The organism is Micromonospora coxensis, from assembly GCF_900090295.1.
In the GTDB taxonomy this organism is placed as follows: Bacteria; Actinomycetota; Actinomycetes; order Mycobacteriales; family Micromonosporaceae; genus Micromonospora; species Micromonospora coxensis.
The window spans coordinates 566989-586694 of the sequence record NZ_LT607753.1 but is presented as its reverse complement, the minus strand read 5'-3'; the positions used below and the strand labels follow the sequence as shown (position 1 = coordinate 586694).

Annotated in this window: 18 protein-coding genes, 1 pseudogene and 1 CRISPR repeat array; of the genes and pseudogenes, 18 read left to right on the top strand and 1 reads right to left on the bottom strand. The window is 67.2% G+C overall.

Annotated features, from left to right (window positions below; translation table 11 throughout):
• Positions 1-44 precede the first annotated feature (44 nt).
• From casA to GA0070614_RS02635, 11 genes and pseudogenes are all read left to right on the top strand, one after another.
• On the top strand, positions 45-1532 hold the full coding sequence (casA, locus tag GA0070614_RS02685; protein WP_088974486.1) for a type I-E CRISPR-associated protein Cse1/CasA: 1488 nt from the start codon (positions 45-47) through the stop codon (positions 1530-1532).
• Positions 1529-2188 (top strand): type I-E CRISPR-associated protein Cse2/CasB, encoded by a 660-nt coding sequence (gene casB, locus GA0070614_RS02680; protein ID WP_408630727.1) that lies wholly within the window; start codon positions 1529-1531, stop codon positions 2186-2188. Before casA ends, casB begins: the two co-directional genes overlap by 4 nt.
• Complete coding sequence (gene cas7e / locus GA0070614_RS02675) at positions 2185-3327, top strand: type I-E CRISPR-associated protein Cas7/Cse4/CasC (RefSeq protein ID WP_088974485.1); 1143 nt, start codon at positions 2185-2187, stop codon at positions 3325-3327. The genes casB and cas7e overlap by 4 nt, the downstream gene beginning before the upstream one ends.
• Entirely contained in the window at positions 3324-4103 is a 780-nt protein-coding gene (gene cas5e / locus GA0070614_RS02670; RefSeq protein ID WP_088974484.1) for a type I-E CRISPR-associated protein Cas5/CasD, read from the top strand. The genes cas7e and cas5e overlap by 4 nt, the downstream gene beginning before the upstream one ends.
• Positions 4100-4720, top strand: coding sequence for a type I-E CRISPR-associated protein Cas6/Cse3/CasE (gene cas6e / locus GA0070614_RS02665; protein WP_088974483.1), 621 nt, complete (start codon positions 4100-4102; stop codon positions 4718-4720). Before cas5e ends, cas6e begins: the two co-directional genes overlap by 4 nt.
• Positions 4717-5678, top strand: a pseudogene (cas1e, locus tag GA0070614_RS02660) (type I-E CRISPR-associated endonuclease Cas1e). The gene cas6e and the pseudogene cas1e overlap by 4 nt, the downstream one beginning before the upstream one ends.
• A 10-nt stretch (positions 5679-5688) precedes the next feature.
• Positions 5689-6021, top strand: a complete 333-nt coding sequence (gene cas2e, locus GA0070614_RS02655; protein ID WP_231933491.1) for a type I-E CRISPR-associated endoribonuclease Cas2e — start codon at positions 5689-5691, stop codon at positions 6019-6021.
• Between the two features lie 18 nt (positions 6022-6039).
• A CRISPR array of direct repeats spans positions 6040-6497; the repeat unit is 29 nt; unit sequence GTCCTCCCCACGCACGTGGGGGTGCTCCG.
• A gap of 13 nt (positions 6498-6510) precedes the next feature.
• Positions 6511-6741, top strand: coding sequence for a nucleotidyltransferase family protein (locus tag GA0070614_RS02650; RefSeq protein WP_088974481.1), 231 nt, complete (start codon positions 6511-6513; stop codon positions 6739-6741).
• Between the two features lie 114 nt (positions 6742-6855).
• Positions 6856-7386, top strand: coding sequence for a DUF6244 family protein (locus GA0070614_RS02645; protein WP_088979158.1), 531 nt, complete (start codon positions 6856-6858; stop codon positions 7384-7386).
• A gap of 101 nt (positions 7387-7487) precedes the next feature.
• The gene (locus GA0070614_RS02640) at positions 7488-7868 is read left to right on the top strand and encodes a DddA-like double-stranded DNA deaminase toxin (RefSeq protein ID WP_231933490.1); all 381 of its coding nucleotides are present in this window, start codon (positions 7488-7490) and stop codon (positions 7866-7868) included.
• A complete protein-coding gene (locus GA0070614_RS02635; protein ID WP_088974479.1) occupies positions 7865-8281 on the top strand; it encodes an Imm1 family immunity protein in 417 nt (138 codons plus the stop codon). Before GA0070614_RS02640 ends, GA0070614_RS02635 begins: the two co-directional genes overlap by 4 nt.
• 238 nt (positions 8282-8519) lie before the next feature.
• Here the strand turns inward: GA0070614_RS02635 and GA0070614_RS31605 are convergent, their stop codons facing one another.
• On the bottom strand, positions 8520-8840 hold the full coding sequence (locus tag GA0070614_RS31605) for a DUF6193 family natural product biosynthesis protein (RefSeq protein WP_408630726.1): 321 nt from the start codon (positions 8838-8840) through the stop codon (positions 8520-8522).
• Positions 8841-9070: 230 nt separating this feature from the next.
• Between GA0070614_RS31605 and GA0070614_RS30095 the strand changes: the two genes are divergently transcribed.
• The 7 genes from GA0070614_RS30095 (at position 9071) to GA0070614_RS02615 (ending at position 19705) form a co-directional block, all read left to right on the top strand.
• Positions 9071-9616, top strand: a complete 546-nt coding sequence (locus GA0070614_RS30095; protein ID WP_157744902.1) for a hypothetical protein — start codon at positions 9071-9073, stop codon at positions 9614-9616.
• Between the two features lie 174 nt (positions 9617-9790).
• Positions 9791-10801, top strand: a complete 1011-nt coding sequence (locus GA0070614_RS02630) for an HNH endonuclease (protein WP_088974478.1) — start codon at positions 9791-9793, stop codon at positions 10799-10801.
• A gap of 1127 nt (positions 10802-11928) precedes the next feature.
• Positions 11929-12084 carry a hypothetical protein gene (locus tag GA0070614_RS30090; protein ID WP_157744901.1) on the top strand — a complete coding sequence of 52 codons (156 nt, stop codon included), beginning with the start codon at positions 11929-11931 and terminating at the stop codon, positions 12082-12084.
• Between the two features lie 522 nt (positions 12085-12606).
• Positions 12607-13053, top strand: a complete 447-nt coding sequence (locus GA0070614_RS02625; protein ID WP_231933489.1) for a hypothetical protein — start codon at positions 12607-12609, stop codon at positions 13051-13053.
• Between the two features lie 270 nt (positions 13054-13323).
• A complete protein-coding gene (locus GA0070614_RS30085) occupies positions 13324-14754 on the top strand; it encodes an esterase/lipase family protein (protein WP_157744900.1) in 1431 nt (476 codons plus the stop codon).
• Positions 14755-15352: 598 nt separating this feature from the next.
• Positions 15353-17983: an NACHT and WD repeat domain-containing protein gene (locus GA0070614_RS02620; protein ID WP_172892352.1), complete on the top strand. Its 2631-nt coding sequence runs from the start codon at positions 15353-15355 to the stop codon at positions 17981-17983.
• Between the two features lie 348 nt (positions 17984-18331).
• On the top strand, positions 18332-19705 hold the full coding sequence (locus GA0070614_RS02615) for a DNA cytosine methyltransferase (protein WP_231933488.1): 1374 nt from the start codon (positions 18332-18334) through the stop codon (positions 19703-19705).
• Position 19706: the final 1 nt, after the last annotated feature.

The following is a 19706-nucleotide window of genomic DNA, read 5'->3' as shown; positions in this document are numbered from 1 at the left end:
GGTTCGGCAACCTCAGGCGATCTGTCCTCAGGGAGTCACACTTAATGACGAAATCCTTCGACATGGTTACTCGGCCATGGGTACCCGTCGTGGCCGGGCGTGAGTCCAAGCTGGTCGGCCTACGCGAGTTGTTCGTGCGGGCGGCGGAGTTCGACGATCTCGCCCTACCAGTTCCACCTGCTGCAGCGGGGCTCTGGCGGATCCTGTACGCGATCACCGCACGCGTGACCGGTCTGGATGCCCTTCGCGGCGCACAGTGGCAGCAGCGGCAGGAGCAGGTCCTCGACCAGGGCAGGTTCGCCCGGGACGACGTCGACGCATACTTCGCGAAGTACCCGGACCGTTTCGACCTGTTCGATTCCCATCGTCCGTGGATGCAGGATCCCCGGCTGAGCGTCGAGTGTCCCAAGTCATCGGGCGTCAACAAGCTGGCCTTCGACCGGCCGGCGGGCAACACACAGGTGTGGTTCGGCCACCATACGGATGCCGACCCGGTGGCTCTGCCACCCGAAGAAGCCGCGTGGTACCTGATCGCGCAGCTGTACTACGGCGCGTCCGGGCGGTGTAGCAGCCGCGAGGTGGCTGGGCAGAAGTTCGCTAACAGCAATGCCGGCCCCCTGCGGGGCACCATGTCGTACCACCCACTCGGAGAAAACCTGTTCGAGTCACTGGTCGTGGGCGTGCCACAGGGGACGTCAGGGCAGGATGAGGGGGCGGACCTGTGCCCGTGGGAACGCGATGATCTGCCGGACAATCCGCTCGCCGGGCCGGAGCCCGTGTCGTGGCCGTGCGGCGCGTTGACCGGCCGCGCCCGGCACGCCGTCCTGCTGGTCCCGGACGCCGCCGGGGAGGCCGTGACGGATGCCTACGTCACCTGGGCGTGGCGGCTGCCCGGTGCGGCGGCTGCCGACCCGTACGTGGTGCGGCGGCAGAACAAGGAAGGCGGCTGGTACCAGCTACCGGCTGACGGCTCCCGGGCGCTGTGGCGAGACGTCGATGCCCTGCTGGGCGGTACCAGCGAGGTCAAGACCCACCGCCCCGACATCATGACCGCCGCAGCGGATCTCGGTCTCGACGGGCGGGTCCGCGCGTACGGGTTCGACCAGGACGGGCAGGCCAAGGACCGGCAGTGGTTCACTGCGGTGACCCCACCGATCCTGGGCTGGCTGCGGGAGCGCGACCCGGCGACCGCCGACGGTGTGGCTGTGCTGACCCGAGCGGCCGAGTCGATCGGCCGGCGGGTCGGCGTGGCGCTGCGGCAAGCCTGGCGGGAGGTCGCCAACGTCAAGGACCGGGAAGGTCCATGGGCCCGCGTTGGCGAGGCGTACTACTGGACGCGGGCCGAGGCGGTGTTCTGGAAACACGTGCAGGACGGCGAGTTCACCGAGGGTGGTCGGGCTTTCGCCCGCCTGGGGCACGAGGCCATCGACCACGCTGCGGACAGCGACGCCAGCTCACCACGGATGGTGCGGGCCGTGCAGACGGCGCACCGGCTGCTGTCAACTCCATCGAAGAAGGGATCCGCTGCGTGATGTCTGCGGACACCGAAGAGAGGCGCTCCGACAGGTTCGTGAGGCGGGTCACCGAGCACTGCCTCCGCGATCGTGGCCAGCGTGCGGCACTGCGCCGTGGTCTGCGTCGTCCTCCCGAGCAGGCGCACACCATGCACGCCCTCGTCGCCCCGCTGTTGCCGCCGTCGGTGAGACAGGACCACGAGTACGCCTACTACGCCGTCGCAGCGATGATCGCGGCTTCCGTTCGGAACCGGCCGAACGCCGGCTCCGCCAAAGAGGAGACCTCCGACGTCGACGACGTCGAGGAGGTGGCCGCAGCGGATGCCGACGCCGGGCCGGGTAACCGCCCCGACCTGGGGCAGTCGTTGGCCTGGGCGGTGTGCCGGCCGGGGTCGGGGCGTCGGGCGATGAACCGGGCCACCGCCGAGAAGCGGTTGCATCTCCTGGTGCGGCAGGGCTACCCGGGCGTCTACCAGCACTTGGCCGGCGTCGTCCGACACCTCGGCGCGGTCGAGGTCCAGGTGAACTGGGGGCAACTCCTCGACGACCTCTGCCAGTGGCGGTACCGCCGCGACCACGTCGCCAAGCGGTGGCTCCAGTCGTACTACCGCACCCTTAACGAAGCCGACCGCCGCGCCGAGCAGCACCACCCGAGCCTGGAGGAATCAGCATGAACGCCCGCTACATCGACATCCACCTGCTGCAGACCGTCCCGTACGCCAACCTCAACCGCGACGACCTGGGCTCGCCCAAGTCCGTGCGCTTCGGCGACGCCGACCGCACCCGAGTGTCCAGCCAGTGCTGGAAGCGCGCCGTACGGCAGGAGTTGGAAACGTCGTCCGGTGACCCGGCCAAGCGGACCCGGCAGCTGCCGCAAGCCGTCCAGGGGCGCCTGGCCAGGCGGGGCTGGGAACCGGAACTGGCCGCCTTCGCCGCCGCGCAGGTCATGGCCACGCTCACCACGATCGCCGTCAAGGCCGACGGCTTCAAGGTGGACAAGGAGTCCGGTGAGGCGCAGGTGCTGTTCTACCTGCCGGAGCGGGCCTTCGACGAGTTGGCGGACATCTGCGTGCAGCAGCGCGATCGGCTTATCGGTCTGCAGTCCGGGGCGGTCAAGGCCAAGAAGGGTGAGTCGCCGCTGCCGGCCGACGCGGTGCGTGAGGCGATGTCCCGCCGCAACGACGTGATCAACCTGTTCGGGCGGATGCTGGCCGAGCTGCCGGGCACCAACGTCGACGGTGCGGTCCAAGTCGCCCACGCGTTCACCACCCACGGCACGGATCCGCAGGTCGACTTCTTCACCGCCGTTGACGACCTGAAGCAGGACGCCGACCAGGCCGGTAGCGGTCACATGAACAGCGCCGAGTTCAGCACCGGCACGTTCTACCGGTACGCCAGCGTCAACCTGCCAGACCTCGTCGACAACCTCGGTGACGCCGCCACGGCGGTCGAGTTGACCTCGGCGTTCCTGTCGGCGTTCATCACCGCCATGCCGCAGGCCAAGAAGAACTCCACCGCACCGTTCACCGTGCCCGACCTGGCCTACATCGCGGTACGCGGCGATCGACCGGTGTCACTGGCCAGCGCTTTCGAAACCCCGGTACGAGCACCGCTCGACAGCGGATACGCCGATCCGTCGCGTCGGCAGCTCGCCGACTACGCCGGCCGGATTTACCGGCTGCTCGGCGACCGTGGGTTGCTCTACCACGGGTACGCCAGCATCGACGACAAGGGCTTGGAGCAGCTCGGTGAGACCCGCCCGAGCTTCGACGCCCTCATCGCTGCCGCCGTCGACCGCGTGAGGGCGGAATGACGGGCCTACTGCTGCGGTTGGCCGGGCCGATGCAGTCGTGGGGCGACCACAGCACCTTCAGCGTCCGTGACACCGCCACCGTCCCGACCGGCTCGGCGATGATCGGCATCATCGCCGCAGCCCAGGGCCGGCGCCGCGGCGAACCGCTGGCAGACCTCGCGGAACTGCAGTTCACCGTCCGCGTCGACCGGCCCGGGGCGGTCATGTACGACTTCCATACCGTCGGTGGTGGCCTGCCACCGGAGCGGACCGTGCCGACGGCCGAGGGCAAACGAAGGACGGCCGGTTCCGGCACCATCGTCTCGCGTCGGCTCTACCTGGCCGACGCCGTGTTCACCGTCGCGGTCACCGGCCCGGACAACCATGTAAGCCAGGTGCACGAGGCCCTGACGAAGCCTGTTTGGGGCCCGTACCTCGGACGCCGCTCCTGCCCGGTGGAGCATCCATTCCTGCTGTCCGGCCCGATCACCGACGCCGTCGCCCAGCTGGAACACCTGCCGCTCAACCGACGCCGACCCGCCGACGGATCAGACACCGTCACGGTGGACTTCGCAACCGGGGAACTGAGTGGCGACGGCGCCGCCAGCCGGCTGACGCTCAATGACGTTCCCGTTGACATGGAACCGGCACCCGGGGGCTCACACCCGCGCCGCCGGCGTTACCTGACCCGTCAGGTCCACGTCACCACCCGCAGCCTACCGGTCGACCTGTGCGCCGGTATTGGCATGACGTACCTGGACGCATTGGAAGAGTATCTGCGAGGAGCCCGAACGTGACCGCCTGGCTGACCCGAATCGCACCCGATCTGCGCCACCCGGCGGCACGACGGGACCTACGCGACATCACCGCTGTGCACCGCAGGGTGATGTCCCTGGTGCCTGACGATCTGGGCGAGCAGCCACGACAGCAGGCGGGTGTCCTCTTCCGGCTCGACCACACCACCGCTGGTCCGGTGTTGCTGGTCCAGACCGCGCTGCCACCGGATCCGGCCCGGCTGCCCGACGGCTACGGCACCATCGACACCCGCGACGTCAGCCCGCTGCTCAAGGCGCTCACCACTGGCATGGCGGTGCACTACCGGATCGCCGCCAACGCGTCCAAACGAGCCTGGAAAGGGGACAACGCTGGCAAGGTCGTCGCGTTGTCTGGCGAGCAGGCCGAGCAGTGGTGGCAGCGCAAGGCCGACGCCCACGGCCTCGGTCTACGCCAGCTACGTGCCCAACCGCAACCGGCCGCACGTGGTCGCGCCGTCCCGGTACGCCACGCCATCACGCTCTTCGAAGGTCAGGCCGTGATCGCCGACGCGGACCAGGTTCGCGCCGCCGTGCTGGCCGGCATCGGCCGCGGACGCTCGTTCGGCTGCGGACTGCTCAGCCTCGCCCCAATTCGGTGAGCGCCAACGCCCGACGGCGTCTCGCCGCACCGACCCTGGCCATGCTCCCGCGCGTGGCGGACTCACTGAGCTTCCTGTACGCGGACATCGTCCGCATCGTCCAGGACGACACCGGCGTTTTGGCCCAGGTCGACACCCCGAAAGGGACCGAACGCGTCTACCTGCCCACCGCCGCCGTCAGCTGCCTTCTCCTCGGCCCCGGCACCTCGATCACCCACCGTGCCCTGTCCACGCTGGCCCGACACGGCACCACCGTCGTCTGCGTCGGCTCTGGTGTCGTCCGCTGCTACGCCGGGATCACGCCCATCTCCCTGACCACCAATTGGCTCGAGAAGCAGGCTCGGTGCTGGGCCGACGACAACAGCCGGCTGCAGGTGGCGGTGCGCATGTACGAACACCGCTTCGGCGAGTCCGTACCCGAAGGCACCACATTGGCCCAGCTTCGCGGCATGGAGGGCCAACGCATGAAGGCGCTCTACCGGCTGCTCGCCCAAAAATATCAAACGGGCAAATTCCGTCGCAACTACGACCCTGATGCCTGGGACACTCAGGATCCGGTCAACCTGGCACTGTCAGCCGCCAGCGCCTGCCTGTACGGGGTGGTTCACGCCGTCATCCTCGCCCTGGGCTGCTCACCGGCGCTCGGCTTCGTGCACAGCGGCACCCAACACGCCTTCGTCTACGACGTCGCCGACCTTACAAAGCAAAGATCACCGTGCCGCTCGCTTTCTCCATGAGCACCTCCGCCCAACCCGAACGCGACGTACGCCGCAAGCTACGGGACGAGTTTCGGCTGCTGAAGCTGATGCCAACAATCGTCACCGACATCCAGCGCTTGCTCGACCCCGACAGCACACCCAAACAGCGGCAGCCCGCAACCGAGATCACCTCCCTTTGGGACCCGGCGATGGGCGCCATGCCGTCCGGTGTCAACTACGGCACAGACTCCTGGGACTGACATGGCCTCCATGGTCGTCCTCGCCACCACTGCCGTACCCGACCACCTGCGAGGCGCACTCAGCCGCTGGATGATCGAAGTCACCCCCGGCATGTTCGTCGGCACCCTCTCGGCCAAGGTCCGCGACGAACTGTGGAACGCCGCGAGCGCGGTCGTCGGTGACGGTGCGGCCGTCCTCATCCACCCAGACGACACCGAGCAAGGCTTCTCTCTACGGACCGCAGGGGAACGCAGACGCCGCCCGATCGACTTCGACGGCCTCACCTTGGTGGCACTGAGCCCCATGGAGCACCCAGACGCTGCCGCCCCGCCCCCCGAGACCATCTGGCCAGAGGGCTGGTAAAACCCCAGGTCGCGAAGTGTCCTCCCCACGCACGTGGGGGTGCTCCGAACCTCCCCATGATGTGAGCCTGCCCGAGCGCGTCCTCCCCACGCACGTGGGGGTGCTCCGAACTCGTACTGGCTGACCGACGGGTACGGCAGGTCCTCCCCACGCACGTGGGGGTGCTCCGTCGGTGCGCGCCTACTGGCAGGCCCACCTCGCGTCCTCCCCACGCACGTGGGGGTGCTCCGGCGTCCGGGACCTCAACCGGGAGCTGACCGACGTCCTCCCCACGCACGTGGGGGTGCTCCGTCGAAGCCGGCGGCCGACGCCGTGGTGGCGCCGTCCTCCCCACGCACGTGGGGGTGCTCCGCCCACCGGGACCCATCGAGACCCACCGACACCGTCCTCCCCACGCACTTGGGGGTGCTCCGGAGGCGCTGCCCGGGTACGCCACCGGTTGGCCACGTCCTCCCCACGCACGTGGGGGTGCTCCGGCGACGGGCGCCGTTGCGCACCATCGCCGACGCGGTCACCACCTGGCCCGAGTACGCCACCGCCGTGGCCGTCCGCCTCGACACGCACGACCAGATTTCGGTATGCGCGCCGCATGGCCTCGACGACCTGCTCGACGGGGTGTGGCGGCGCAACCCGACCAGGGTCAGCCCGGAGATCTCGCAGCAGCGACTCGCCCGCCACCGCCCCGCCCAACGTTGGCCCGCCGTCCGCGTGGTGACCTGAGCCTGCGTTCAAAGCCGGCGGAGGGCTGCCGCCGAGGCCTGCGGCTCTTGGGCCTGGAGCCGCTCGGAATCGTTGCCACGGATCCATATGGACTCGGAGCCGGAGGGTGGCGCGATGTCGCTGACCGACAGCATTGGTGCCGACTTGCAGGCGATGGCGGCGGGTGTGGACCGGGCGCAGCAGCAGGAGGCTGCGGCTGTCGACCATGCAATCGAGCAGATCACCGCCCGGGTGGTGGCCTCCGGGTTCGTCGGCATCGCTGTGGGGTTGGCCCGCGCGCGAGAAGTGCTCGGGCAGGCACGGTCTCGACTGGTGGAGGCCGGTGGGGTCCTGGGTGAGGCGTCGCGGTCGCTGAGCGCCGTGCCGCAGCAGCCGTCGCCGCAGGAGACGACCGCCGCGCTCACACCGGTCGTGGCCGCGCTGACCGGCACCGTCGGTCACTTCACCGCAGCGGCATCCGCGGTCGACGAAACACGACGGCTGGTCACGGCGGCGTTGCAGGGAGGACAGCCTGGCCCCACGCTGTCGCGTCTGCAGCAGGTGCTGCAAGTCCTGGCGATCGTCCGGACGCGCGGGACCGAAGCCCGACAGCACGTCGACGCGGCGCTCGCGCAGGCTCGGCAGGTCGGTGAACTGGGAAACTGACCACGGGCGGTGGCAGCGACATCAGCCGACCGCCCGCCACACGCGACACATCTGCGAGTGCAACGGAAGCACCGGCTCCACCCGAGCCGATACCCGAAGGGTTGACCGATGCCGCTCGAGACCTGCCTCGACGGCAAGCGAAAGACCCTACCTCCGGTGTGGCGTTCATCGGTGGTGAGCGGATACCCATGAGGTCTGGCCGTGACCCCGCCGCCGCCGACCTCAAGCCCGCCTACAAGCTCATCGCCACCACAACCGACCACCTGGAAGCCAAGCTTGCCGCCCGGATGCGCCGCGACCGCGCCACCCACGCGACTGTGGTGACGAACAACCCGCCCTGCGACTACACCCCCTACGGCTGCGAGAAGATCCTTTCCCGGCTCCTGCCAGCCGGCGCGCAGCTGGCCGTCTACGTACGCGACGCTGACGGACAGGTACGCCACTGGCGTACCTGCACCGGCAACGGAAAGGCGATCGCATGAAGGTGACCTGGACCTACGACCGGGGCGACCACCGCGACAACCACGAGGTCGAACTCACCGACCCCGACGCCCTGGAGGCACTCCTTCGCGAGATCCAGCAGGCCGGCGAGCCCGTCGCGCTGACCATCTTCAGCGACACCAACGACGACCCCGACGACCTGCCACCCGGCATCCAGATTGGCCTCGGTCACCCCACCCACGCCTTCGCGGTACACATCGCTGACGACGGCGGCTACCTCAACGACCCCACAGCGGAAACCCCGCCCGCAGGACTCCAATTCGACTTCGGCGGAGTGCCCACCGAGTACCCGGCCGAGCACCTACAACTTCGGCCCGAAACGGCAATACAACTGGCAGTCACCTTCCTCAAGACCGGCGGCGAACCGCCGCACCTAACAACTGTCACCGAGTGATCGCGTAGCGAGGGGACTGCAGCGTGCTCTGGTGCGCCCTCCCGTGATGCCGAAGGTCCTGAATGGGCCATTGGTGAGCCAGTAACCGTGGCACGCAGCGGGCACGAGCGGGCACGAGCGGGCACGAGCGGGCACGAGTCGCCACCGGGCTGGCCACCACCGCAGGCGTTTCGGGCATCACGACCGGATGAGCATCCTCTTTCAACCTGACGGTGCGATTGCGGCGTAGCGCTTGCGTTCAGGCAAGATCGCGTGCCGTCCCGGCCACTGCTGGCGGGAACCCTGGCGGAAGACTCGACGCGACGGCGGCGGCGGCCGCGTCCCGTGCGTTGGCTCCTTCGACCACTAAGCTCCCGCCAGGAGCGACTACCCGGAAGCGGTTTCCATGGGTGGGCTCGACATGCGGCACATCAGCCGAGTACGGGTAACCGGTGCAACGGCTGAAGCGAAGCGTGTTGTGGCTCAGGAACGGGAACAGCCCCGCAGTGCCGGTTGACCTGCGGCCGCTTCGACGGCCGGTCGCACCAGATCCGGCGCGCTCTGAAGAAGCAGACGCCATTTGACCTCGACCGCCGTCCCGCGTTCATGCGCGAGAGCAAGCTCTCCCACGATCATTAACGGGTAACGCTGGCATTGATGGGGCAACTACCCGTTGCGGCTCAACTGATCGCTATTGCGGTGCGACTAGGTGACCGGATGTCCGTCGGGGAGTACTCCTCGTCGACCACTGGCTCGGCAGGTTCGGCGCGAACATCCTCAACTGCCGCCGATTGGCATACGCTCTCCGTCGTGAGTTCTCCCTCGCCTGGTGCCGCCGTAATTTTGGACCGCGATGCCGCCGACCTACGCTGCCTGACCGCGTTGCTCGATGCTCACCGTCGGTGGGAGGCCGAAACCAACTCGCGCGCCAGCGTGAAGGCGTTGCGTGAGTGGCTGTGGTTCTATTGGCAGGCTCCCCGCCGTCCGCAGCCGCTGGTTCGCAGCAAGTACCCGGCGCCCTTGCCTTGGTCCGGGGCTGCACGTCGCGCGATCGTCGCGGACCCCAAGTGCCGGCTCGTTATCGAGCATTGCGAGCCTGTCCACCTCGTGATCCGTGACCTGCTCGATCATCCGCCTGCCGACATCAACCAGCTTCGCGACGTACTCCACAGTCGTCTCGCCTGCTGCGTCATCACGAAGGCTGAGGATGACGCGATCAACGCGGCCGGGTTCGGTACCCGTTTGGTTCCGGGAGCTGAACACGATCCGTGGGCTCGCTACAGGGCAGCCGGGATCGACCCGGGCACGTTCGCGCCATACCCGGGAACCGGGTCGTTGCGTGAAGCGGTTGGATAGGCGCTGTTCTAGCCGTCAAGCGTAGGTTCGCGATGCCGCGTGCGGGCCGCTCCAACCGGTTGGTTGTGCCGACGGTCTCGAGAGCGACGTGGAGGGCCGTTCTGACGAGAGCGCTGTCAACGGTGGCCCGTTAGGATCACCGCCACCTGACGACCTACGGGAGAAGGTGCAGGCATGTCGGCGATCCTGCTGGGTTGGAATCCGCAGCGATGGAATTGGGCCGATTACGACGAATGGGTCGCGCAGGTGCGGCGCCACGGGACGAGACGCGACACATGGAGCGTCGGTCGACACGTCAACATTGCTGCAGGATCTGACGCGTGGTTGCTGCTGCAGGGCAAGAACCGCGGTCTGATCGGACGTGCCATCGTTCGGTCCGAGCCGTACAAGGGCCGGCACTACTCGGATCCGGAGAAGACCGCAAACTATGTAGAGATCGACTGGCTAAGCCTGTTGCCGATCCCGGATCGGATCCCCCCGGTCGTGCTGAACGCAGAGGCTCCGGGTGTGCGGTGGGACCACGTCTACGGATCGGGAAAGTCAGTCCCGGTCGAGTCCGAGGCGGCCGTTCACGCATTGTGGGAGCGTTTCGGCCCGCAGCACGAGGCTCGCGACCCAAGTGAGCTGCCCCCAGGTCTGTTCCCAGAGGGCGCGGTACGGACCATCGTCGTCAATCGCTACGAACGCGACCCGCGTGCTCGCGCGGCGTGCGTCGAGCGCTGGGGCCTGGCCTGCGTTGCTTGCGGGCTCGACTTTGCGTCCGTCTATGGCGAGCTGGGTAAGGGGTTCATCCACGTCCACCACCTCACGCCCGTGTCACAGCTCGGACCCGACTACCAGGTTGACCCGATCGCGGACCTACGGCCGCTATGCCCCAACTGCCACGCGATGGTCCACACCCAAGACCCGCCGATACCACCAGATGAATTGGCCGCCAGGATCCGAGCGTCGCGGACGAGCGTCGGCCCTAGACGTACCGTTCCCAACAGGACCTCACCGTCCACCTGCCCTGACTGTGGTCGGCCTGGCGTACCGATCATGTACGGGGAGCCGGGCCCGGAAATGATCGCCGCGGCGGAGGAGGGACGGATCGCAATCGGTGGTTGCGTTATCTACGATGGTCGACCAACTTGGACCTGTTCTCAGGGGCACGACTGGCGCGTGGATGAGTCCGCGCGGACGTAGAGGGTCTTGTTGCTGGATGGGGCCCGCCCTAGGTCAGTCTTCCTCCTCCAGCCGCTGACCGCGCGACAATCAAGCATTTCGGTGGGCCGCCGACGTCCGATACGTCCTAAGTGGACAGAGTTCGCCGCGGCGCTGCGCAACATGGGCGGCGCGGGCGCCAGATAGGAGGAGGATGGCCCCGAACCGGGGCAGCCCTTCCTCCAATCCGGCGTCAGCGGAAGCCGTCGCCCCGGAACAGGGTGCTGCGGGGCTCGCGCCGGGGCAGCGGCGGCGGCACGTCGCCGGCCGGCAACGATGCCAGGAACGGCAGTTACCGGCGCAGGAAGTCGTCGACGCCGGGGATCGCCAGGACGCGGGTCACCGCGGCCGCCACGATGAGGGCTTGGGCGATGAGCGGCACCGCGTCGATGCCGGCGACGGCGGCGATGGTCGGCAGCAGCGACAGCAGCGCGACGACGGCTGCGAAGACGATCCGCGCGGTGGCCCGCTACGGGTGTCGGGTCCGCGTGGTGGTGGGGGTCATGGTCCCTCCTCAGGTTGGTCAGACACACAGGTCGAGCAGTGGCACGCACACAGCCCCGGGGTGGGCTGAGGCGTGGGGTTGGGTGCCGGGGGGCCGGGTGGCCCGCTGTGGCCTCCGGCTCCGGCCGGGCCGGGGGCTGGTGCATGCCGGGGCGTACTCGAGGTCGGCCGGGGCCCGGCCCGGCCCGGTACGCCCGTCGATGGGGGCGGGGCTGGGGCTGGGGCGGTGCAGCCGTATCGCCGACGCATGTCCTGCACCGGCTCGTCCCTGGCGGTCAGGCAGTCGAGCACCACGCACAGGTCCTTCCGGGTCCGCTCCAGCCGGGCGTCCCGCTGCCGGTTGGCGCTGGCATCGGCCGCCCGCCGTCCGGCCTGGTCCGCCTCCAGGGCCTGCACCCGCCGCTCCATGCGGCCACTGGTCATGTCGTAGGCGATGACCGTGACCGCGTGACGGCCGACGTCGGAGGATACGTCCAGGGGGCCTCGTCGCCGAACGGCGCGGTGTCGAGACAGGCGTCGACAACGTCCGTGGGCCCGGCTGCGCGCCGTCGATCTTGACCACGAGGGCCACTGGTCCCCACCAGCTCGGCTACCCGGTTGACGCGGTGGTGACGACCGAGGCGGCGCGGGACTTCCTGCGCGGCCACGGCTACCACGCCGGCCAGCCGCTGCACCTCCCCAGCGGGCTGCGGCTCTGGCCGCTGAACCGCATCGGCCGTCCGGCCAGCACCGGTCAGACCGCGGCCCGGCTGAACACCTGACTGCCTGCATGGGGGGTCGTCTCAACGGCGCGCCGGCCCCCCGGGATGCGAGGCCAACCCCGCCCGACAACCAGCGGAAACCAACACACCGATGGTCACACCGACCGCCCTCTCCCGCCGCATGGCCGCCAGCGTCCTCGGCAGCGTCCTGCTCGCCGGCTGCCAGTCGGTGCCAAGCGACCGAACGCCGCCGCTGCCGTCCACGTCCCCGCCCCTGGACATAAGCCGGCCGCCGCACCGCCGGTCGCCGCGACCGCACCCGGTCTCACCCCGCCGCAGCGCCTGACTGCTCTGGCCACCAGGATCGATGTCACGCCAGCCGACGCGACCACCGGTCTGCCCTACACCTACCTGCACATCCAAACCGGGGCCCGCGCCATCAACGCGATCACCAGAACAGACTGCGACGCTGGCGGCACGACGCCGACGGCTCCGGACAGGAGATCGCCCGCCGGCTACCGGACGTACCTGGGATCAACCACCGGCCGCAGCCCGACGAGCCAAGGCTGTTCGCGCAGGCCCATGAGACATCCACCCGACACCGAGCCGGGGACCTCCACCCCTACCTACCCGCCACCGCCGCTCGACCCGGCCGCGCTCGCCGGGCTGCTGGCGCCTCGCGAGCTGGCCGCCGAGCCCGCGTACCCGCGCCTGCTCGCCGGCGGCGTCGTCGGGCTGGCCACAAGCCAGTACCTCAACCGAGAGCAGCGCGCGGCCTGCATGCGTGTCCTGGCCGACGTCCCCGGCATCGCGTACGCCGGAGCGAGTACCGACATCGCCGGGCGCCCGGGCCTCGCCTTCACGGTGGCCGCCGACATGTCGACCTCCACGCTCGTCGTCGACGCGCGCACCGGAGAGCAAATCGCCGCCCCCGAACGGGTCACCGGGCAACGGCCCGGCCTGTTCTCGCACGTCCTGATCCTAGAACGCGGCCACACTACGAAAGCCGGAGTCGCCCTTCGGCCCTGAACTGCCCGTCCGGCCAGTCCGACACCGCGGGCCACGACTGCGGCCGCGCGGACTGGACGGGCCTGTGGACTGGCCTCGCGGAGCCCCGCGAGTTCGGCTGCCGCGGGGGAGTTGCTTGCTCGGCACGTCGAGATCCGCGAAGCCCCACTCCCGATCCGACGGTCACGCACATCATGATGATCGGCGTGGATGTTACCTCGTGCTGATTGACATGTATCCCTACTGGACACTTCCGGATATCGTACGTCGACCGCTTCTATCGGTGGGGAGATGATCGTTACTGTGCGGGCGAACGCAGATGCCATCGTGATTGTGCCGGGGATCATGGGCAGCACGTTGGTGGATACGGCGACCGGGCAGGTCCTCTGGGGTCTGGACAACGTCAACTGGTACGTCAAGGCGTGGACGACGGGCAGGGGCCTTGAGGCGCTGCAGCTGACGGACCAGGAACGAGCAGGCCAGTATGGGCGAGTGAAGGCCACTGGCCTGCTGCGGTTCCCGGCCTTCGCGCGTGTTCTGGCTGGGCTGGAGCCGTACAGCGGACTCGTACGGGCGGTTCGGGCTGCAGCGGTCCATCCCGACGCAGTGCTGGAGTTCGCGTATGACTGGCGGCTTCCCGTGGCACACAACGCCACGCTTCTAGCTGAGGCCGCAGATGCTCACCTTCGGGCGTGGCGTGCTCATCCCGCACATCGCGCCGCACTGGCCGCAGTCCAGGGCACCGAACCTGCACGCCTCGTACTGGTGGCTCACTCCATGGGCGGGCTGCTGGTGCGGTACCTGCACACCATCCCAGGCGCGACTGAAAGTTTGTCCAAGACCCTCACTCTGGGCACGCCGTTCCATGGATCAGTGAAAGCAGCCGTGTTGCTGAACACCGGCCGGGGAGCGCCATTGCCCGCACGACGCCCACTGGCCGCCTTCCACCGGCGAGACGCCGACGAGGGCCTACGGGCCCTGGCGGCCGGCCTGCCAGGAGTGCACGACCTACTACCCTCGTATCGCTGCGTCGACGAGCTGGCTAGCTCGCGCCGGCTGACCGTCGAAGACGTCGTTGACCTCGGAGGTGATCGGGACCTGGCTGAGGATGCCAACCGGCTGCACCAGCGAATCGACACGGTGGCACTCGTGGGCCATCGCGCCATGGTCGGCACCAGCCAGCCGACCTGGCAATCGGTCAAGCTTGAGGCAGGCGTGATCACCCCGCTTTACTTCGCTTGCGAAGGCCCCGTCCAAAAACAACCGGTACGCGTTGACCGGCTCGGTGATGGAACCGTCTATCGGGATTCAGCGACCGCGGATGGGGCAGCTCACACCTATGTCGCCCAGCAGCACGGGCGCTTGGCCGCTACCGATGATGCTATCGCCCATGCGGTCGGTGTCATCACCGAGCGGGACGTCGGGCAGCTAGGGCCACCGCTAGGAGCCGGGGAACTAGGTATCGAATTGCCTGACATCGTTCTTCCCAATCAGGAGCTGTCCGTAGTTGTTGAAGGTGTAACGAACCCTGGCCAGGTGCGCTGCACGGTCTACGATGCCGGCAATGGTAGGCGCGTCGACACCCCAGCAATCCAGGTTCGGGACGGCGAGTACCAGGCATCCTTCGCTCTACCTAGGCCAGGATTGTACCGAATCAGCGTCGACGGCTCTGGTGGCGCACCCGTCAGGCAGTACGTGCTCGCCGCCGACCCGGGGCTTTAGCGGGCCACTTGTGCGGTCTGGCATTCGCGTTTTTACACTTGACATCGGATACTATCGTGACGCCCGATTTCACGCTTTAGATACGCCCCGTGAATGGACCCGCCTCGCTGAGTTGCTCGCGCCCTTCGGTGTCCGGGTTACCGCCTGGGACGTTCCCTCGGAACAGCGAGACCGAGAGGCCGTCTCCGCTCGCCTGCAAGCCTGGACACTTCCTATCGAGGAGCAGCACAGCCTGCTGTACTGGGCAGGCCATGGCATGGGCGATGGCGACGAAGCCGCACTCGCCTACGCGACGTCCCCCTACGATGACGCAACAGAAGGGCTGCTCCCTGACTACCTTGCAAAGAAGATCAGAACCCGGGAGGCGCATCCGGGTAATGAAGGAACATGGGCCATTATAGTTGTCGAGGCCTGCCGGTCTCGCCGGTTTGTCCAGCTAGTATCGGCGTACCTTGCGCGGTCCCCGGACGCACCGCGGCACGTACTACTCGTGGGAGTTTCCGGAGAGGGAGCTACGCGCCTCGGAACCTTCAATGAGGCTCTTTCACACGCTCTCCTAACGAGCTTTCGGAACCAGGATGCTATCAGCCTGTGGAGCTTGGGGGCGGAGCTGAACCGCCTCCTTCCCGGCAGCAAGGTGATTCCTCCCGACGAGGATGGCGCTCTCACGCGTAGCGGCAAACGAATCCCTGGTGCGCTCCCTCTGGATGCGCTTATCGAACTCGAGGGGATCATCGCCACCCTTACAGATGACGAACGCCGGCATTTCATACCAAGAGCGCAGGGTGGCGAGACGGGGGAATACACCTGGCACTTTCACGGCCGTCGACGCGAGCGTGCGCGCATCAGCGCATGGCTAAGGAAGCGCCGCCGAGGTGTCCTGGTGGTCACGGGTGCTGCCGGCAGCGGCAAGTCGGCTCTCCTTGGCGACCTAATAGTTCGCGCCCACCCTAACCTGAGAGCTGTCCTGCAGCGGCACGGGCTCATCGAGGAGATTCCCGCAGACGAGGGGCCGCCGGACGAATGCATCGACCTCTCCATGCTGCTTACCGGCGCCACCGTCGCTGACGTCGTCCAGCAGATCTTGGGTGCTCTGGACCTGCCGCCAGATGTCCTAGGTGCGTCAGCCGATGCGCAGGTGAAGAAGCTTGTCGAGGCCATCACCGTGCGTGGGCGTCCCTTCACGGTCCTTCTCGATGGTCTCGACGAGGCGCAGGAGCCGGTAGCTCTGGCAGGCGTCCTCGTGGGTGCACTTGCAAATGTGGAAGGCGTACGGATCATTGTCGGCACACGTCGCTCGACCCGTGACGCACCCGACAGCCCAGACTCAGATCAGACACTCATCCAGGCTCTCCCTAGGCGTGCTACCGTCGTGCATGTAAATCATGACTCGCAAGCCATCGACGCCTATGTGCGCCATCGGCTCAACACCGCAGTTGCTGCAGGCAGCCTGACGGCAACCGACAACGCCATTACCAGCGCGGCATGGATCGCGTCAGGGCGAGGGCAGCCCTTCCTGTACGCACGCCTCGCCGTATACGAAATCCTCAGCAACCCGCAGCTCTTAGACGGTGCCCATTTCCCCGACCTGACCCAGCTACTTACGGCAGATCATGCAGCCCTCTTTGCATTCGGCCTGAATCGGCTGGCCAAGGCCACACCAGCAGCCCAGCCGCTGCTACGAGCTCTTGCCCTAGCGGAAGGCCGCGGCATTCCCGCACTCGATGGAATCTGGACCGCAGCCGCAACGGCTCTCGCTGGCTTCGTGATCACCGAGAATGATCTTGCCAGTCTGCTACGGCAGGCGGCGCCGTATCTCATGCTCGACACCGAGTACGGACAAACGGTCTACCGCCTTGCCCACCGCACCTTCCAGACCCAGCTTGCCGGCGAGTGCGGGCCCCGCCATCAGCAGCTACTGCTTGAAGCCTTCAGTGCCGCAGCGCCACCCCCTAACTCGGCAATGATCAATCCGTACCTCGAGTACCACCTGTCGCGGCACGCCCTTCTGGCCGGTGCCGTCGGCTGGAAGCTACTTGCTGAAAAGCCCGACCTGCTTGATCGTCTCAATCCTCGCGCAGTCGCCATCGACGCCTTTAGCAGCCGAGCGAGCCTGCCCCCTCAAATCACGGGAGTGGCCTACGCCTACGAACAGCTCGAGCGGCTGCTACCTGCGCTACGTCGGCCGACTCGGGAATTAGCCACCTTGCGCGTCACCGGAGTTCCACCGAATCGTGAAGGCGCCTCAACATGGACCCTAGCCTGGTCGAAACTGGCCCCTGGCCGCACGCCGATCGACCTAAGGGGTAACTCAACCGGGATCATTGCCTTGGCGGTCATGCCTGCTGCGCAGGGGAATGTTCTCCTCGCTTCTGGCAGCGCAGATGGTGCAGTCCAGCTATGGGATGCGCGGACGGGCGAGGCAGCTAGACGCCCCTTCCTTGGCCACGACGGCTGGGTGCGAGCGGTTACCGCCATGTCACTGAACGACGGAAACGCGCTGCTAGCATCTGGTGGAGCCGATGGGGCGGTGCGCCTCTGGGATCCCGACACTGGCTGCTTGTTAGCTGCAGTACAAACCGGCCACCCAGGGGGAGTATGGACCCTGGCGACGGTGCCATGTTCGACGGGCGAAACGTTGCTGGCGGCGGGGGGCGCGGACGGCATCGTCCGGCTCTGGGACCCGCTTACCGCCGCGCCTCCCATCGAGCTGCACGGTCATACGGGCGCAGTGCTGGCGCTGACGGTAGTAGCTGATGCGGGTAACGAGAGGCCGCTACTGGTGTCGGGCGGTATAGACGGCACCATACGGCTATGGGACCCGATCTCGCGAGCCGCGAGGGGCGAGCCCATGCGATCCGTCGGCCATGCGGTGCGAGCGCTGGCCGCGGTGCCAGCCGGCGGCGACACATATGTCGCAGCCGGCAGTGCCGACGGCGCGGTCTACCTGTGGAACCCGAGGACCGGCGAGGCAGTTGGACTGGCATCATGCGCTCACAGCACGGCAGTACTCGCACTGGCCGCAGTACTAACAGAGGCCGCGCCCCTTCTAGCGTCAGGGAGAGCTGACGGCACCGTACGCCTCGGGAGCGTTGACGGCAGATTGGCGCAAGAGACCCTGCTCGCGTGCCCCTCGCCACTGCGGTCTATCGTGGTTGCGGAACGCCAGCTCGTCGCTGCGACCCAGGACGGGCTTCACGCTCTAGCTCTGCCAAGCGTCAGCGCGTGAGTAGCCGCTGCGGCCACCAGGTTACGGAAACCCTTACTCGCTGCAGAGTCAGGTGAACCATTCACAGCCGGTGGAGCCGGCCTCCTAGGTAACCGCTAGGCCAGAGATGTCGCTGCCTACCTACCCAGGGCCGGCTCATGCCCCCAGACTACCGTCGGTGACGAGCCATAAGCATGGAGTATCTTGGCGCGCTGCGACTTGTCGAACGGGTGTAGGAAGGGATCAAATATGGCTGGCGCGCCATCCGGCGCGGCGGCCGGCCCCTTGGGTGCGGCCTGGAGCAAAATCGGCCTGCCGCCAGCAACCGTCAGTGCGGCGGCGTAACGGGCTGAAGGGAGCTACGTGGGCATGCAACTGGCGCTGCCATTGCTTGGACTCGAAGCTGGCATCGATTCAGCCGCCGGAGGACAGCTGCCCCTCGCGCGGGCGCCCCGAGTGCTCGATCTCTTCGCGGGGGCGGGAGGACTATCCCAAGGGTTCCAACAGGCAGGCTTCGAGATCGTTGGAGCCTCCGACATCGACCCAGACGCGTGCGCTACGTATAAGCTCAACTTCCCGGAGGCGGAAGTAGTCTGTGACGACATTCGCCTACCTGAAGTGCATGAGCGGCTAGTCAAAGTTGGGCGGGGCGTCGATGTCGTAGTCGGTGGGCCGCCGTGCCAGGCGTTCTCGCAAGTCCGGAACCATTCAAGAATCATTGACGATCCAAGAAACTCCCTTTATCGCGAGTTCGTCAAGATGGTTGGCGAGATTGAGCCGCTGGCCTTTGTTATGGAAAACGTGCCAGGGATGGCGCAAATGGGCGTCCTTGAGCAAGTTAAGGAAGACCTCGAGTTGGAGGGTGCTTACAAGGTTTCGGCGAGAGTTCTGGACGCTGCCGACTTTGGTGTGCCACAGACGCGAAAGCGCCTAATATTCGTCGGAGTTCGTAGCGATCTGAACGCGGTGCCGCCGCTGCTCAGCGGCTCAGCCGCAACGTCTTATCTCTCTCTTGTCCGGCTCAGCAAGGGCAAGTATGCCATCGAGGGCCGCCGTGACGAACAGCGCGCCGCGCTGCTCCTCGAGATGCTGGATGACCCCGATGAAGTCAAGGTCGTCACGGTCGACCAGGCGATATCAGACTTGCGCCACCTTAAGGCTGGGCGCCGCGAAGAGGCTATGGCCGTCTCGGAAATGAAGGAAGCAGAATCCGCCTATCAACGGCTCATGCGAAAAGAGCTGGCGGACAAGGTGTGGAATGTCAGTGTCCCCAGGATCAACACGGACACTGTCACCCGGCTCAAGGCGATCCCTGCGGGCGGGAACCACCGCGATCTCACTGAAGCGCTGACGGCGCGATACATCAGCGGCGAAAAGTGGGGCCCTAGTACCAATAGCGGGAAGCTCGGAAGGGCTCACTTTTACGCTTACCGCCGCCTGCACCCTCGCATGTGGGCTTGGACCTTGAACACGAAAGCCGACTCGGCTTACCATTACCGAAGCCCGAGGGCGCTGAGCGTTAGAGAATTCGCGCGGCTGCAGTCCTTCCCCGACCATTTCGTATTCACGACCGACTCTCGTCGTGGAAGCTTGCCCGGCCGGATCGATGGTGGACAAGCGCACTCCCGCTACCGACAGGTGGGCAATGCCGTTCCACCACTGCTTGCTGAAGCTATAGCGCAGAAGGTTCTTCCGCTGGTGCAGGCGACAGATCACGAGGAGGAAAAGTCCCACGCCGGGTGAT

What these genes read in the sequence shown, in the direction of transcription:
- casA (WP_088974486.1), top strand. Translation starts at nt 45, where the DNA reads ATGACGAAATCCTTCGACATGGTTACTCGGCCATGGGTACCCGTCGTG.
- cas7e (WP_088974485.1), top strand. Translation starts at nt 2,185, where the DNA reads ATGAACGCCCGCTACATCGACATCCACCTGCTGCAGACCGTCCCGTAC.
- cas5e (WP_088974484.1), top strand. Translation starts at nt 3,324, where the DNA reads ATGACGGGCCTACTGCTGCGGTTGGCCGGGCCGATGCAGTCGTGGGGC.
- cas2e (WP_231933491.1), top strand. Translation starts at nt 5,689, where the DNA reads ATGGTCGTCCTCGCCACCACTGCCGTACCCGACCACCTGCGAGGCGCA.
- GA0070614_RS02645 (WP_088979158.1), top strand. Translation starts at nt 6,856, where the DNA reads ATGTCGCTGACCGACAGCATTGGTGCCGACTTGCAGGCGATGGCGGCG.
- GA0070614_RS02635 (WP_088974479.1), top strand. Translation starts at nt 7,865, where the DNA reads ATGAAGGTGACCTGGACCTACGACCGGGGCGACCACCGCGACAACCAC.
- GA0070614_RS31605 (WP_408630726.1), bottom strand. Translation starts at nt 8,840, where the DNA reads ATGGCGTCTGCTTCTTCAGAGCGCGCCGGATCTGGTGCGACCGGCCGT.
- GA0070614_RS02630 (WP_088974478.1), top strand. Translation starts at nt 9,791, where the DNA reads ATGTCGGCGATCCTGCTGGGTTGGAATCCGCAGCGATGGAATTGGGCC.
- GA0070614_RS02625 (WP_231933489.1), top strand. Translation starts at nt 12,607, where the DNA reads ATGAGACATCCACCCGACACCGAGCCGGGGACCTCCACCCCTACCTAC.
- GA0070614_RS30085 (WP_157744900.1), top strand. Translation starts at nt 13,324, where the DNA reads ATGATCGTTACTGTGCGGGCGAACGCAGATGCCATCGTGATTGTGCCG.
- GA0070614_RS02615 (WP_231933488.1), top strand. Translation starts at nt 18,332, where the DNA reads ATGCAACTGGCGCTGCCATTGCTTGGACTCGAAGCTGGCATCGATTCA.